The organism is Nostoc sp., from assembly GCF_036917465.1.
In the GTDB taxonomy this organism is placed as follows: Bacteria; Cyanobacteriota; Cyanobacteriia; order Cyanobacteriales; family Nostocaceae; genus Nostoc.
This window is the reverse complement of the sequence record NZ_JBALDL010000072.1, coordinates 14,673-30,809: the sequence shown is the minus strand read 5'-3', so window position 1 is coordinate 30,809 and position 16,137 is coordinate 14,673. Positions and strand designations below refer to the sequence as shown.

Here is a 16,137-nt window from a genome sequence, read left to right as displayed (position 1 = left end):
CCACATTCTCAATGTAGGATTGGTCTGCGTTTAGCTTATACGTAAAATCAAAAAAGCCAATACCCACAGTCGTACAGGTTGTATTTAAATACTTAGGGTCTTTTGAAAACTGAGACTATGAATTCAGCCGCAACCGTAACTATTCCATCTGCAAATATTCTGGGAGAAAATTCTAAAGGCGTGGAGGTGATCTTTCAACTCCTGTCCAAGGAGTTTCAACAATCGACCAAAGCTTCGGAACAAAATTGCCACGATGTAGCAACACGTATTACTACCGAAGTATATAGAATTTGCCATGAGAGCAAACGTATCCAAGCTTCTGGAACTGTAGAAAGCTCGGCGATGACTCTAGCTCGGCATCGGCTACAACAATGTCTCAGGTACTATCAGTTGGGTTCAAATCGGGGCAGGGTAGAATTACACAGTACTCTGAGTGCAATTATTTATCGATACATTAATCCGCCTCAGAAGCAATTGAGTTATCAAGGGCGACTGACTATAATTGAGGATTTTTTACAAAGTTTTTATCTAGAAGCATTAAACGCTTTCCGCCGAGAAAATCAACTTGGTGCTACTTATCGCCCTCAGACGCTTCTAGAATTGTCCGAGTACATGGCATTTACTGAACGCTACGGCAAACGACGCATTCCTTTACCAGGCCGTCAGCAGCAGCTAATTATCTTGCGGGCGCAAACTTTTTCTCAACAGCAGCCCCCAGAAACCAGTGTAGATATAGAACAAGCCGCAGAAGGCAGCAATAATGAAGGCGATGGTTCTTGGGAAGAACCAGCAGTGCATCAATTACGCTCCACAATGGCAACGCAAGCCGAACCTGAACCTGAAGAAGATACTTTGCGTTCCGTTGTAGTTACAGAATTAATGAATTATCTCGAAGAACGGCAACAATCTGACTGTGCTGATTACTTTTCCCTCCGCCTCCAGGATCTATCAGCCCAGGAAATTGAGTCGGTTTTAGGTTTAACCCCTCGCCAGAGAGATTACTTACAGCAGCGCTTCAAGTATCATTTGATTCGGTTTGCATTGTTACACCGTTGGGAATTAGTTCACGAGTGGTTAGAAGCCTCTTTGCATACCAATTTGGGCTTAACTCCCCAGCAATGGCAAGTATACACAGCACAACTGGACAATAAGCAACGATCTTTACTAGAGTTGAAGCAACAAGGACAAGCCGATGAGAAAATTGCAAAAACTTTAGGGTTGTCAATGGCACAGCTTCAAAAACGATGGTTTAAGATTCTTGAGCAAGCTTGGGAAATTCGTAACTCATTAGTGTCCGGATCAGGTGCATCTACTCATGAATAGTGACTCAGAATCCTCACAATACCAGTATCTCAGTTGGTTATTGACAGATGATGTCAAAAATAACGAGCAATCGGTAGAATGTGAGGAAAATGACGGGGTAAAAAAACTCCTCAATGAAGCTACTGCTTCAAAAAGCAGTGAGCCAAAATTGGGAGAAACCCCCCAAACCCTTCAATTGGGAGAAATTCCTACTGTGCTAGATCGTTTCCAAGCCGTCCTTAAGCGTCGGTTACAAATCCAAGTCCAAGAACACCCACCTTTGTTTCCCTGGGAAACACAACTAATCGACTATCCCGATTTTGTTGATGAGCCGTCAATGACGCTCGTTCCTAGCTGGGGGTGGATGGTACAACAGTCGAAGCTGAAACTGCCGTGTGCCTTGCCGGAGAGAGTTTTCCAGCAATTGCTGGAACAATGTCAGGCATTGGTGACATCTTCAGTACCTCTGGGAGCAAAATTAGTTCAAGTGGTGGAGAACTTTTTTCCCAACGAGTCTCAAGCACTAAACGATATAGCTGGATTGGTGTTAAGAAGCACTTATCGTTCTGCTAGTACTTTGGAGATAATACCGAATATTCAAAGCGATTATTCAGATTTACAGCTGCGTCAACAGATGGCTTTGTCGTTGATGGCGGCTAAACAATTGCTGGAAAATTTGACTCTACCACTTTCAGTAACCAGTCCAGTGGTAGAAAGACAATGGTTAACCACTGTCGGTAATTTGAACATCAGAGTAGAGTATCAGTCTGTAGGTAAACTTACGAAGTTACTTGTTCAGGCTGAGTTACCCGTTAAAGGGACTTTGACACTTCGGGGAAGTGGCACGTTAGCAATGGCAACATCTTCGACTCCGGGATACTTAAGTGTAGAGTTAGGCTGTGAGCAACTTAACCCAACTTATACTTTGGAAGTTGAGTTTCCAGAAATTGACGAGCAGCCACTTTTGTTTGTCATTAATCCCACTGTGTAACCTTAACTACTACCGCTAGTATGTAATGCCGAATATCTTAAGGTAACTATTGCCTTGGGGTTTTTTCATCCTCTAGATAATACTAGCTTCAGGGTGCTTACTTATACTTAATGCGTGGTTATAGTTAACCAGTGGGTGTAGACTCACCCTCTACCTAATAATTGATTTTTACTGGGTACTCGTCAGTCCACTTGGTTGTCAGCAAAGCCTGGGGAACGAGTTAGTTTGTTTTGCTGATTTCGCCTCTATTTTACCAAGCCACCAATTTTTCACAACGAATTTATTCGCTTGTGTTGTTTTTTTATACAAAATTATGTTTTGACGTTCGCGGAGCGTGCCGGAGGCATTACCGCAGAGGCGCAGAGAACGCAGAGAGAAGAAAGAAATGTGATGCTATTGATGAGTCGGCGAATGTATAAATCCCAGGCTCTGGCGTTGCCAGCTTGGGGTAGTTCATCTTGTAATAAATAGGCGCTAAACCTAGATAGATGCATGGGGGCAGGATAATAAAGCTTCTTCTAACGGGAATACTTTAAAGTAGGGCGAAGAGTTTCGTCTTCGGCATTGTTTCCGTGGCATCTATAATTTAGACTCGAAATGCTCAACTTATTTAGGATGAATCGGTTTTGGCGTGTCCCTGTAGGTAATTTCTGGCGGCAAAATTTGCAGCGATCGCCTTTAATAGAAGTGGAAGATTCGATTTACTTGCGATCGCTGGTGCTAGCGTTGGTTATTTTGGGAATTGTGGCGACGGATATCGCCGCCGAAACTTCATTCAGTTTTTGGGCGTTACCCCTGAGTTTAGTTGGTGCGATTTGGAGTTACTATCGTCGCCGTGATGCCAATGTTGCAATTAAATTCTGCATCGCTATCGGGATGTTAATAGCACTCGGTAGTTTCTTTGGGCGGTTAGTGGGAGAGTTGAATGATACGCGGTTGAGTTTGGCGGAGTTATTAATTCAACTCCAGGTGTTGCACAGCTTTGATACACCCCGCCGGAAAGATTTAGGTTATTCGATTGTTATAGGACTAATTTTATTGGGTGTGGCGGCAACGCTCAGTCAAACTTTAGCATTTGCACCTGTGCTGCTGTTATTTTTAGCGATCGCTCTACCAACTTTAGTATTAGATTATCGCTCACGCTTGGGTTTACAGCCGTTAAAAACTCAAAAGGAAAAACTTACCAATAAAAATTCTTCAATTCTTAATTTTAAATTTTTAATTCTGACTTTTTTGCTAATTGTCGGTCTAGGACTGGCAATTTTTGCTGTTTTACCCAGATTCCCTGGCTATCAGTTACGGAATTTTCCTGTAAGTTCTCCCATCGAGTTAAAAGGCAAGTTTACTGGTAGTAGGATCATTAATCCCGGTTATGTCCGTCAAGGTAGTGGTAATAATCAAGGTAATGCTAGCGGTGGTACAGGACAAAATAAAACAGGTGAACCGGGAAAAATAGATAATAATTTTTATTACGGTTTTAATAGCCAGATTAATCAAAACTTACGCGGCGAGATGAAAGCTAAAGTTGTAATGCGGGTGCGATCGCAAGCTGAGGGTTTTTGGCGAGTATTAGGATTTGACCGTTATACAGGTAAGGGATGGGAAGTCTCCCGGAATGAAAATGTGATGACCATGAGGCGAGCGCCTTGGTCTTACCAAATTTTTCTTAACCGACCTTTGATGACTGGTAAAACCCAAGAGATAGTCCAAACTTATACAGTGGTGGACGATTTGCCTAACTTAATTCCGGCGATGGCTTATCCCAAAGAGATTTACTTTCCCACACCACTGATTGCGGTTGATACAGAAAATGGATTGCGATCGCCTGTGGAATTATCACAAGGACTCACTTACACAGTCATTTCTGAAGTACCATACCGCGATCGCACTTTGTTAGGTGAAGCTTCTACTAATTATCCGCAACAGATTAAGAAGCATTATCTGCAAATTCCTCCCGAAATTGCCGAAAAAGTCCGACAACGTACCGAAGAAATTCTTGCAGACTACAATCGGGAAGGGGTATCAAAGTCTTCTAAAAGACTGGATTCTCCCTACGAAAAAGCTCTCTACTTAGCTCAATATCTAAAGCAACGCTACTCTCTTCCGCAAAATCCCTTAGATTTACCTTATTTGGGAGAAAAAGATGACTTAGTAGAAGCTTTTTTATTCAAATACAAAGGCGGCTATCCAGATCACTTCTCAACAGTTCTCACGGTGATGCTACGTTCTATTGGCATTCCAGCGCGGTTAGTAGCAGGGTTTAGTGCAGGAGAATTTAATCCATTTACAGGGCTATATGTTGTCCGGAATACTGACGCTTATGCAATGACGGAAGTATATTTTCCGAAATATGGCTGGTTCGCTTTTGACCCGATTCCCAATCATCCCCTCATCCCTCCATCAGTAGAAGATACTCAGACTTTTAGTGTGTTGCGCCAGTTGTGGCACTGGGTTGCTGGATGGTTGCCTTCTCCGGTGACAGGTTTGTTGAATAATGTATTTGAGACAATATTTAGATGGGTGATTAGAGCGATCGCTTGGTTTTTAGCTTTATTCTCTCAAGGTTGGTTCGGCGTATTAACTGGCTTAATCTTGACAACTACGGCAGCTTTCTTGGGTTGGCTAGGTTGGGGTCAGTGGCGAGAGTGGCGCAACCGCCGATGGTTAAAGAAATTGCCAGCAATGGAAAGCCTCTATCAACAAATGCTGCAATGGACAACCCAAAAAGGTTTAGGTAAGCATCCAGCCCAAACACCCTTAGAGTATGCCAGAGGATCGTACCAGCATCATGCCCCAGCAACTGCTGAAGTAATAGATGAGATTAGCCAAGCCTATGTTAGTTGGCGTTATGGTGGTCATACACCTAACTTGAAGCGATTGCGAGAGAGATGGCAAGAAGTGAAAAAGGCTGGTAAGTAGTTCAATTCCCAACAGAAGGTAAAGTTTGAGGTTATCTCTTTTAAGATAAGATTCACTTGATTTAGGCGTAATTATACCGTTCCTTTTTTATACTCAAATTCTCTCCAAGCATATTTATCTGTAAAGAAGTAAACTTTGCTGATTGTTAACTGGCTGAGAACTAAATTTTGTTTTTTCTGTGTTGAAACAGCAGAGCTTAAGTAAGAAGCAAATCTCACCCGATTGCCAACCAACTCGCTCATTCTCATAGAGGATGGCAACAACCTCAGTAGACCCATTACTCCAGCATGGCAAAAAAAATCAAAGACAGCGATCGCAATGCCTCAATCGGCAAGCAAGACTTATTTTTTGAGCAATCTTACCAAATTAATTGTTATTTTGAATTTCGTCTAACTTAGCCCGCACAGCCTGAATATCCTGCCACATCAACCATTTAGGCGCACCTTGTTCTTTAGAGGGGTTACGCAGCAAATAGGAAGGATGAAAAATTGGCATACATAAACGTCCTTCCCACTCTAGCCATTGGCCGCGAATCTTCGTAATCCCCCGCTTATCGCCAGTGATGCTTTTGACAGCAGTTGCACCTGTTAATAAAATTATTTTGGGGTCAACTAGGCGAATTTGTTCTAGTAAGTAGGGTAGACAAGCCGCCACTTCTACAGGGGTGGGAACTCTATTATCTGGTGGGCGACATTTATTGATGTTGGCAATATATACATCATGCTCAGTAGTTAGATTTACAGATGCGAGAATTTTCTCTAGCAACTGCCCCGATCTACCTACAAATGGTAAACCTGTTTCATCTTCATTTTGACCAGGTGCTTCCCCTATAACCATAATTGGTGCTTTGAGATTACCGCGTCCGACAACAGTATGAGTCCGAGTGTCTCCTAATGGGCAACGGTGACAGCGATCGCAATGCTGTGTCAACTCCGTTATATCAGAGTAAGTTCCCGGAGCGATCGCAATTTTCGCGTCTGTGGGAATCAGTTCTCGTTGGTTAAACGTTGAGTCGTCGAAGAGGGTGAGTTGGGTTTCGCTGCTCATGAAAATTATGATTTTTGCATCAGCACCATCTGTCTTATCTGAGTTAAATACTGCTCTGCTTAGAGATTTATCAGAAAAAATAGACTTTTGCTGAATAATTATTATTTATACAAATCTTATTGTATCAGTTAATTTGAGACAAAATTCAGTCATGATAAAAGCAGTGCCGTCCTAAGATGCTGGGGGAACCCATGTCACAGACTCCGCTTTTTGCCGATCGCACCCATGCGGGTGAGTTATTGGCGCGAGTGATTAATGATCTTTTGACTAAGCAAACTATTGATTCTGGGGTAAAGCCTCTACCAATTGTTTATGCTTTGCCAAGAGGAGGCATACCAGTAGCAGCACCAATAGCACGTCTTTTGAATTGTCCTTTGACAATCGTTGTAGCGAAAAAGATTAGCCATCCAGAAAACCCAGAGTTAGCAATTGGTGCAGTGACTACTTACGGAAATGTTCTTTGGGCCAATCAAAAGCTATTTCGGTCTAAATATGATGTGCGGTTGCAGGAGGTGGCTTTAAATAAAGCCATCAACCAAGCGAAGTCTCTTGAGGCTCAATTAATTCCTGCTTGTCCGCAGGTGAATAGTGAGAATGCTACGCTCATTTTAGTTGATGATGGCATTGCTACGGGTATGACAATAGCAGTAGCGGCAACTGCCATCAAAGCGCTTTCGCCAGCAGCAGTTTGGCTATGTACTCCAGTAGCTCCGCAAAAATTGCTACCTTGGTTAGAACAGTGGGGCGATCGCATAATTGTCTTGGAAACACCAGAACCCTTCTGGAGTGTAAGTAATTTTTATGCCCAATTTCCTCAAGTTGATACATTAGAAGTTATCAAATATCTCCAGCAACAAAATCCAATAGGGCCAATGGATCTGTGCGAGTAATTTTGAATTGTTTCCTTCTCTTGCTTTTTAACTATTTGGAGATATTTCTTGCCCGTATTGCATAGCTTTGGCATAATCACCCAAAGCTTCATAAGCAGCTTTCAGACGCTTAAGCGCTTCTTCTTCACTGCGCTGATCTTTCATACTCCTAGCTAAGAGCAAACGTTGTTCATAATATGTAATTGCTTTTTTATAGTCACCCAAAGCTTCACAAGCAACGACTAAACTACCTAAAGACTGTTCCTCGCTACGCTTGTCTTGAATTTCTCTAGCTAACTCCAAGCGATCTTGATGATACTTAATGGCTTTAGTATAATCACTTAAAGCATAACAAGCATTACCTAGATTTTTTAGCACCTGAGAAGCACTACGGACATTTTTTAAGGAGCGTGCTAGTACTACACACTGTTCATAATAGGCGATCGCTTTTGGGTAATTATTCAAAGCATACCAAGCATTACCCAAATTTTTGAGTACCTGTTCCTCACCCCAGTTATCTTTGAGTTCCCGCACAATTTCTAGACTTTGCTGCTGATACTGAATAGCCTGTGTAAAGTTACTCAAAGATTTATACACCAATCCCAAATTATTCAGTGCTGCTACTTGACTCCGTTTGTCTTGCAGCTGTTGCGTTATTTTTAAACACTTTTCTAGAAACTCAATAGCCTTGTTCTGGTCATTCAGGTGACGGTATGAATTGCCTAAATGGGAAAGTGCTTGCATTTGTAATGCTAAATCTGAGATGTTATTGAGCAAAGACAAACACTGCTCGGAGTAAGAGATAGCACCTTTGTAGTCTCCAGCGCTGTAAGTTACCAATCCTAAAAAAGAAAGCGTCTGTGCCTGTTTTTGCAAATCTCCAACTGCCTGAAATAGCCCCAAAGATTGTTCTAAAGACTTTAGCGCTGCTATTAATTCACCAGCTTGCTGTTGTTGAATTCCTTGCCGTAGTAAGTTAGATGCTTCGGATAAATTGTCGTCACTTTCGTGTGGAGGTGGTATTTCTGCGTTTGAACCAGAGTCAAATTCATGGGTAATTGTATTACGCTTCACTGGTTTTAAGTTTGTTCTAGGTAATTGTATTTTTCGATGTGTTATTCCATTGCCTTTAGGCATCAACCCCTTCCTGTTAGGTCTGGTGGTTAAATCTAGTATTCCCAAAAGCAGAAGGTATCTTTCATCAGGTGTTGCCCTTACGGTAAATCAAAGGTTTCACTGCCTTTTTGCGTAAGTACTATATATAATAAATCCTCCCTTTATTCCAAAAAACAGGAGCTATGTCCCCTATTCCTGAAAGTATTTGGAAGGATATTTAAAAGATAAATGTCACTAATCTACAAGTATTGAATTATCGAACCTATTAAAAATTGGGTGTTGATTTAAGCAACAGATACAGGGAGATTTGCGACAGAGCCATTATTGAGGATGGGTTGGCGGGTTTTCAAGTCAAATTTAAAGCCATTTGGCAAGATATGAAGCTTTGCTCCAAAAATCGCCAAGGACTCATCCCTCAAAATTTCGCCCATATTGTTATATGTAGCTTCTGATTCATCTACAATCGTCACCGCACCTTCACCAATCACTTCAATTTGATTATCAGTTACGACCATAGCGGTATTTTCGTCAATACCGAATCCTAAAACAGCAGGTTCTAGTATTAAAGCTGAAATTAACCGTCCCAAGCGTCCGCGTTGGGAAAAATGCTGGTCAATTACCACCCCTGGTAAAAAGCCTAGACCGGGGCCCATTTCAACAGTTTCAATTCGCGGATGTGTCTGCGAATCACCTTCCACGATCATTTTATCTGGCATCACGGCCGCTCCGGCGCTTGTGCCAGCGATAACTATACCTTCGGCAAACCGTTTATGAATTGTCACATCGATTTCGGTGTCCTTGAGGATGTTAGTAATGCGAGCTTGATCTCCCCCTGTAAAAAATATCCCAGTTGCTTTATTGATTGCTTCCAATGCGGTAGATGAAGATGCGTCTTCGCGGGTTTCTGTATCAAGAATGCGAACATTCTCGGCTCCCAAGCGTTCAAAAACTCTAATATAATTTTCTCCCACTTCTCTTGGTAATTCTGTCGCTGCCGTCATAATGACAATGTACGCCTTCGTACCGCCAGCACGTCGCACAAAGTCTCGGAGAATTTGGGAATCTCCTTCTTTGTCTTCGGCTCCCCCAATAATTACCAGCTGCCGTTTGAAATTACTTTCCACCTTGATGTTCCCTGATGTGAGTTAATAAATTTCACTAAACCATGACAATTAAAGTATCAAATCATCCCTATGGTAGATTACCTGATAGAAGGTAGGATTAAAATTTGCGTAGACGCAAAGCGGCTTGTCGTTTAGACATCGCAATTAGACCAAAAGATTTTTCAGGAAAATTACCCAGAGAACAGCTTCCCTCAAAATTAATTTTCTCTTAACTAAATAAAAACCTGGAGAGCAACTGCCTAGAGATATTGTTCTCAAGGCAATTTTTACTATGTTAGGACTTACGCACTTCACAAAAGAATTATGTTATGTATCAACGCAGATACGTCGTTTCAGGTTTTTATCAATCATTCTTTGATGGTAAATAACCGGCGCTGTAGGGGCAATTCATGAATTGCCCCTACGACAAATGTGGTTTTTCGAGTTATCCATATTTAATCTTTCCTGTCAATGCGTAAGTCATAAGCTAAAACACATCTAATTTGCATGTTCAAATTTTATCAGTCTCTTTTAGGGTGGGCATCTTGCCCGCCCTGATGATGCAAGTTAAATGCCGATTAGCTTATATCTTTACTAATTGCCAGAAAATTTATCGTCCAATTGAATATCTGATGGTAAGTCCTAATGAATACGACTTGTGTAAAGCAAGTTAGTCAAGAAAAAACGTGCTTGTTCTAGTGGGAGATGCCTGGGTTTACCTTGGTAGACAATTTGATACTCGTTTATGTCTGCCCCATCACCATGCCCAGAGATCAGCTTTTGATGGAAAGCTTCCTCAGCAAGTTCTCGAATTTCGTCTCTTAGAGCAGCTTGTGTGGTATTCATACTTGGCTGTCTTTACAATACTGGATACTTATTTATCCTTTTTTCTGATGGGTGTTGCACCTTTCAAAGGTTATATCTTTGACTTTTCGTGAGGATGAAGTTACTATTCTAGATTCTTTACTGAGGAAAGAAAATTTAATTATGCCTTGAGATAGTTAAAAATGCTTACTAATAGGGTTAATGTAGGTTCTGATTAGATCAATGGCTTTGCCATCACTGCCCAAAATTAATCTGAATCAATCTCCACTCAATAAGTCTGAGTAACTATAACTCAGCATATAAATGTCAGGGTGTTTAGCCAAAGGTTCGTAATCAATGGTTCTACAAAAAAGCAGTGATTTAGTCCGCATTAATGCTAGAAGAACGGATGTATTCGATATTTTCAACTTCAAGCATTTTGTTGGCCCCAACCCCTATTTGAATACAGGGGCAATAGTATTTGACTTTGCTCTAGTTGAATCTAGAGAGCCTTTGCCCGTTGAAGATTATATTGCAAGCATTGGCGTAGACTCAGAGCGGCTTGTCGAGAGACATCGCTATCCAACTCTGGGCAGCCAAAGCTACGAATCCCATGCCCATCTGTTCGCCCAAGTTGTGTCTGAAGTTGGAAAACTGGACATGGATTTGCACCTGAAGCAATGGAGTGTGAAGCCATATCCAGATTTCGTGCGAATTAGCGTCCAATCACTGCATGAACGCACAACTAGAGAGGTAGTTTATTTTGTTTGGGATTGGTTTGAAGCCATTACCCAAGACGAAGACTTTAACTTTGATGAGCAGCTAGTCAGGTTGCAAAATAAATTCCGTGCATCTGTCTATGGTGGGCCCACAGTTTACGCCCTATTGCGAACAGCCTACGAAAAAGGTATTCCCGCCTTTTATTTGTGGGAAGAAGGATTAATGCAATACGGCTTTGGGAAAAAACATGTCCGAGGGGTAGCAACGACATTTAACTGCGATAGTCATTTAGATTCAGAATTTACCACCCGTAAAGATGACTGCAAGGCATTTTTGAAAACCTTGGGTTTCCCTGTCCCTGAAGGCGATATCGTCTTTTCTGAAAAGGAAGCGTTAACAGCAGCAAGAAAAATTGGCTACCCAGTGGCAGTTAAGCCAGTGGTAGGTCACAAAGGAATTGGTGTTACAGCTGACATCCAAGACTCAAAAGAACTGGAATCTGCTTATCATAGGGCATTAGCAGCGATTCCTGAAGATCAGCTAACTCGGATAATTGTTGAGAAAAGTATTTCAGGATCGGATTTTCGCATGTTGTGCGTCAATGGCAGATTTGTCGCCGCCACAGAACGCCGTCCAGCATCGGTTGTCGGTGATGGGTATTTAACGCTTGCAGAATTAATTCGCCTAGAGAACCGTAAACCTGCACGTTTAGATACGCCTACCTCACCGATGAGTAAAATTCAGATTGATGAAGCAATGGAACTCTACTTAGAGGAACAGCGCTTATCGTTAGACAGCGTGATTGAGAAGGGGCGCACTGTTTATCTGCGTAAAGTCGCCAATCTTTCAGCCGGGGGTATGAGCATCGATGCAACGCGCACGGTTCATGCTGACAATATTATCTTGGCGCAAGATATTGCTCAACACTTCCAACTGACTTGTCTGGGGATTGATGTTATTACCAAGAGTCTCTCAGAATCTTGGAAATCCAGTAACTTCGCTATCCTAGAAATCAACGCTGCACCGGGAGTTTTAATGCATCTTAAACCTTCTGAGGGTGAAAGTGTTGATGTACCTTCTCATATTCTAGAAACCTTTTTTGAGTCGGGTACAGATGCGAGGATACCGATTATCACCTTTAATAAAATCTCCGTTGAAGAACTGCAAGAAACCATTGACCATATCCTTTTGCAACATCCCAATTTGACAATAGGGGCTGTTTGTCGTGATGCAGTTTTTGTGAATCGCTCGAAAAAAGTATTAGGCAAAAATTACAACAGCAACGTCCAAACTTTGCTGCGTCACCCCAAACTTGATTTGTTGATTGCCGAATATGCGGAAGAAATCTTAGATGAAGAGGGGATGTTTTACCAAAATAGTAATATTGTAGTTTTGGACAATCCCACCGAAACTGAGATGATGCTAACACGGGATGTCTTCGATGGTTCTACTGTGGTGACTAGAAAAGGCAATGATATTTCTATCCGTCGCAAAGGATTGATTGAAGATTATACTTTGGCTGAAGATGAACCATTTACAAGGGTTTATTTGAAAGAAACTGGAACGATTTTTTGAGCTAAATAAGCGCTCAATCTATTAGAACCCCGACTTCTTAAAGAAGTCGGGGTTCTGGAATTTGCAGATTTTCTAGAATTTTAAAATATCTAATGATTCTTCGATTTCTAAATCTAATATTCTTTCTCGTGTATCTTTGAGCGCTTCTAGTTTACCCTCTTTACGATAGATGTCTGCCGCTTTTTGAAAATCTTCAATTGCTCCCTGTTTATCTGCGATTTCTAAACGGATATTGCCACGATTGTAATAAGCATCTGCATAATTTAAATTAATCTGGATTGCTTGAGTATAATCTTTAATTGCTTCCTGAAAATTTTCTAAGTCAGAACGAGCATTACCACGATTGTAATAAGCATCGGCATAATTAGGATTAATCTGGATTGCCTGAGTATAATCTTCAATTGCTCCCTCCAAATCTCCTAAATCGGAACGAGCATTGCCACGTTTTTTATAAGCTATGGCATCTTGAGGATTAATCTTGATTGCTTGAGGGAATCCCGGTTGAGAACTTAATAAATAACGCTCAATTCCACGGTTTTTATAAGCATCAGCATAATGAGGATTAATTTTAATAGCCTGGGTATAGTCCTCAATTGCTCCTTGGTTATCTCCTACATGAGAACGAGCTTCAGCCCGGTTTTTATAAGCTACGGCAACATTAGGATTAATTCTGATAGCCTGGGTATAATCATTAATTGCTTCTTCTAATCGCCCCAGTTGAGATAAAGCTAAACCTCGTTTATTGTAAGATTTAGCATCCTGAATATTCATCTGGATTGCCTGAGAATAATCTGCGATCGCAGCTTCATAATCTCCTAGTTGATAGTGCGCTAAACCTCGTTTATAATATAAATCAACATCACTATGACCAACTTTTAAGGCTTTATTATAGTTAATTATTGCATTTGTATATTCTCCTCTCTCAAAACACTCATCACCCAATTTTACATAAAGTATATTTAAATCTTCATCACTATATTCAGATTGAAAAGAAGCTTTAATAAATTGATTATTAGTAGGCTTAGATATAACTTCCGGCTTCGCAAGATATTTGTAAATTTGTGATTGTTGTTTAGAAGAATTATTTATAGAAGATTGTAACTGTTCTAGGTAACACCATAAACCACCGCCATACAGTAATTGTTCTATCCCAAAGGAAATTTTCCCAGTCTTTAATTTAATCATCCTGGTTGGGAGAAAGCCAGCCAAAAAAAGGTGATATTCAGATTGTGCCTCACTTACATCTTCCTGAATCAAAATGCAAACTACAACTGCATTTTTTTCAACTTCTTCAGAACTAACTGACCATCTAACTCTATCAATATTACCATGACGAGATTTAACCTCGATACCAATAGATGGATCAGAAGTCAAAGTAAAATCTATATTGCCATCGCCGCCGAATCGCTTTTCATAATCGACTTCGGTAATAAAATCTGCTAAACGTTCTTTGACAACTTCCTCACCCAATTTACCTTTAAGATAGCTGATAAAAACGTCACGCACTGGCGAAACACGCTTATATTTCTCAGCCATTAACCAGCAAAATTCCCGTAGTGCCTTTAATCTCTCTCCAGAGATTATAGTTAATTCACTATATTGACCTTCTGTTTCACAATGAAGCAGACAACCAGATGTTAACCTTTTAATAAAATCAGACTGTAGCGATCGCAGTAGTGTAATCCAGTCCATTGATATTTCTGCGAATCTTTATGATGAGATTATTCTATTAAAATATCTAGCTGCCGTAAACCTTTCAATTAGCTTGGGTGGAATTATGCGAATTTGCTTCACATTATGTATCAAATATTAATCTAAATTAATGTAATTACTTGTCTAAATAGTAAAACCCAAAAGTATTGGCATAATTTTTTAACTTCGGAGTGAGAAGTACTTTAAGTTATTTAATGCATCAACCGCTACCTACTTTTATCGTTAGCGTTAGGATAGCTATGTATTTTTTGGAAGTATAAATATGGCTCAGACTTTTTATGTAAATCCAGTATCAGGTAGCGATACTAACCTTGGTAGCCAACAAGCGCCGTTCAAAACTATTAGCCAAGCCCTGAAAGTAGCTACAAATAGCACCAAGATTCAACTAGCAAATGGTAATTACAATGCTGCTAGCGGTGAAGTATTTCCACTAACGGTTCCATCGGGCGTAATAGTGGTAGGTGATGAAACAAACACTGGTAATGGTATTTTGATTGAAGGGAATGGTAGCTACCTCAGCCGTACTTTTGCGGCTCAAAATGTAACATTTTTGTTGCTGGATAAGGCTGAACTACGGGGAGTAACTGTCACAAATCTAGCTAGTCGTGGTAGTGGTGTCTGGATTGAATCAACGGCCCCTACTGTTGCTAATAGTACCTTCATCAACTGTAAGCGGGAGGGAGTATTTGCTACAGGTGATGCTAACCCAGTTATTCTAAATAATGTATTCAGAGAGAATGCAGCCAATGGAATTGCGATCGCTAAAAATTCTAAAGGTCAAATTCAAGGTAATACCTGTGTCAAAACAGGTTTTGGGATCGCCATTAGTGATACTGCATCACCCATACTTCGAGATAACAAACTTTCGGAAAACCGTTCTGGAATTGTCATCTCTGGCAGTACTCGTCCTGTATTGCGTAACAATGTCAGCGAAAATAATACTGACGATGGCATCACCGTAATTGGAACTGCCCTACCAGATATTGGCAGTGCCAATAATCCAGGAGGCAATACTCTACAAAATAACGGTAAATTCGATTTGCAAAATGCCAGTTCCAATAAGCTGGTTTCTGTGGGAAATAAAATAAATGCGTCTAAAGTTACAGGAAACATAGAGTTTGCAGATAGTTCGGTTCCCATTCCAACTCCGACTCCGACACCAACGCCAACTCCGACTCCGACTCCGACACCAACGCCAACTCCAACTCCAACTCCGACTCCGACACCAACTCCGACTCCGACTCCGACTCCCACACCAACTCCGACTCCCACACCAACGCCAACTCCCACTATTGAATTAACCGATATTAGTAATCATTGGGCAGGTGGGTTTATTCGGGAATTAGTCAAATTGGGGATAGTTAATGGTTTTCCCGATCGCACATTTAAACCCGATGCTACAATGACACGGGCGCAATACGCCGCATTAGTGGTAAAAGCTTTCAACCCATCACCAAATCGCCCCGTGAGCAAATTCAAAGATGTACCAGCAGACTTTTGGGCATCCAAGGTAATTCAACAGGCATATCAAGGTTTATTTCTCTCTGGTTTTCCTGATAATACCTTCGGCCCCAACAAAAATATCCAGCGCGTGCAAGTGATTGTATCCCTAGTGAATGGGTTAGGATTATCTGCTGATGGTACAGCATCTATCAAAACTTTTGATGACCAAGCAAAGATTCCTGATTATGCTAAAGATGAGATAGTAAAAGCTATAGACAAGGGGATTATCGTCAATCACCCGAACCTCAAACAACTCAATCCTACCCGCGATGCTACACGCGCAGAGGTAACAGTTATGGTATACCAAGCTTTGCTAGATGCTGGTCGTGTAGCGGCGATTGAATCGCCTTATATTGTGACTTAAGTAGTCACAAAAATGGTTCTAATTTCTCTTCTCATTATTTTTTCAGTAGTTCGAGTTTGGTTAGCTAACAGAAGAAGAATGAACAATTAGATCCCCGACTTCTCTAAGAAG

Annotated in this window: 13 protein-coding genes; 6 read left to right on the top strand and 7 right to left on the bottom strand. The window is 41.1% G+C overall.

The features are described 5' to 3' along the window. The first annotated feature begins 117 nt into the window (after positions 1 to 117). Positions 118 to 1,323: a heterocyst differentiation protein HetZ gene (gene hetZ, locus V7K38_RS17230; protein ID WP_334859549.1), complete on the top strand. Its 1,206-nt coding sequence runs from the start codon at positions 118 to 120 to the stop codon at positions 1,321 to 1,323. Then, positions 1,316 to 2,293 carry a PatU gene (locus V7K38_RS17225; protein WP_334859548.1) on the top strand — a complete coding sequence of 326 codons (978 nt, stop codon included), beginning with the start codon at positions 1,316 to 1,318 and terminating at the stop codon, positions 2,291 to 2,293. Before hetZ ends, V7K38_RS17225 begins: the two co-directional genes overlap by 8 nt. Before the next feature lie 311 nt (positions 2,294 to 2,604). On the opposite strand, the gene V7K38_RS17220 is transcribed toward V7K38_RS17225, so the two are convergent. After that, a complete protein-coding gene (locus tag V7K38_RS17220) occupies positions 2,605 to 2,787 on the bottom strand; it encodes a hypothetical protein (protein ID WP_334859546.1) in 183 nt (60 codons plus the stop codon). Between the two features lie 121 nt (positions 2,788 to 2,908). Between V7K38_RS17220 and V7K38_RS17215 the strand changes: the two genes are divergently transcribed. Next, positions 2,909 to 5,212, top strand: a complete 2,304-nt coding sequence (locus V7K38_RS17215; protein ID WP_334859594.1) for a transglutaminase TgpA family protein — start codon at positions 2,909 to 2,911, stop codon at positions 5,210 to 5,212. Positions 5,213 to 5,283: 71 nt separating this feature from the next. Here the strand turns inward: V7K38_RS17215 and V7K38_RS17210 are convergent, their stop codons facing one another. Both V7K38_RS17210 and V7K38_RS17205 read right to left on the bottom strand, forming a co-directional pair. After that, the gene (locus tag V7K38_RS17210) at positions 5,284 to 5,454 is read right to left on the bottom strand and encodes a hypothetical protein (protein WP_334859544.1); all 171 of its coding nucleotides are present in this window, start codon (positions 5,452 to 5,454) and stop codon (positions 5,284 to 5,286) included. 124 nt (positions 5,455 to 5,578) lie between these two features. Continuing rightward, the gene (locus tag V7K38_RS17205) at positions 5,579 to 6,259 is read right to left on the bottom strand and encodes a uracil-DNA glycosylase (protein ID WP_334859543.1); all 681 of its coding nucleotides are present in this window, start codon (positions 6,257 to 6,259) and stop codon (positions 5,579 to 5,581) included. A gap of 191 nt (positions 6,260 to 6,450) precedes the next feature. Between V7K38_RS17205 and V7K38_RS17200 the strand changes: the two genes are divergently transcribed. Then, entirely contained in the window at positions 6,451 to 7,149 is a 699-nt protein-coding gene (locus V7K38_RS17200) for a phosphoribosyltransferase (RefSeq protein ID WP_334859541.1), read from the top strand. A 27-nt stretch (positions 7,150 to 7,176) separates the two neighbouring features. Here the strand turns inward: V7K38_RS17200 and V7K38_RS17195 are convergent, their stop codons facing one another. The 3 genes from V7K38_RS17195 to V7K38_RS17185 all read right to left on the bottom strand — a co-directional run bounded on the left by V7K38_RS17195 (position 7,177) and on the right by V7K38_RS17185 (position 10,193). Beyond that, positions 7,177 to 8,265, bottom strand: coding sequence for a tetratricopeptide repeat protein (locus V7K38_RS17195; RefSeq protein WP_442940781.1), 1,089 nt, complete (start codon positions 8,263 to 8,265; stop codon positions 7,177 to 7,179). Positions 8,266 to 8,528: 263 nt separating this feature from the next. Further along, a complete protein-coding gene (locus tag V7K38_RS17190) occupies positions 8,529 to 9,368 on the bottom strand; it encodes a cyanophycinase (RefSeq protein WP_334859538.1) in 840 nt (279 codons plus the stop codon). Between the two features lie 621 nt (positions 9,369 to 9,989). Next, positions 9,990 to 10,193, bottom strand: coding sequence for a hypothetical protein (locus tag V7K38_RS17185; protein WP_334859537.1), 204 nt, complete (start codon positions 10,191 to 10,193; stop codon positions 9,990 to 9,992). 315 nt (positions 10,194 to 10,508) lie between these two features. On the opposite strand from V7K38_RS17185, the gene V7K38_RS17180 reads away from it, so the two are divergent. After that, entirely contained in the window at positions 10,509 to 12,446 is a 1,938-nt protein-coding gene (locus V7K38_RS17180; protein WP_334859535.1) for an acetate--CoA ligase family protein, read from the top strand. A gap of 72 nt (positions 12,447 to 12,518) precedes the next feature. Here V7K38_RS17180 and V7K38_RS17175 read toward each other — a convergent pair whose 3' ends face one another. After that, entirely contained in the window at positions 12,519 to 14,138 is a 1,620-nt protein-coding gene (locus V7K38_RS17175; RefSeq protein WP_334859534.1) for a tetratricopeptide repeat protein, read from the bottom strand. Between the two features lie 283 nt (positions 14,139 to 14,421). On the opposite strand from V7K38_RS17175, the gene V7K38_RS17170 reads away from it, so the two are divergent. Beyond that, positions 14,422 to 16,026 (top strand): DUF1565 domain-containing protein, encoded by a 1,605-nt coding sequence (locus V7K38_RS17170; protein WP_334859533.1) that lies wholly within the window; start codon positions 14,422 to 14,424, stop codon positions 16,024 to 16,026. Positions 16,027 to 16,137: the final 111 nt, after the last annotated feature.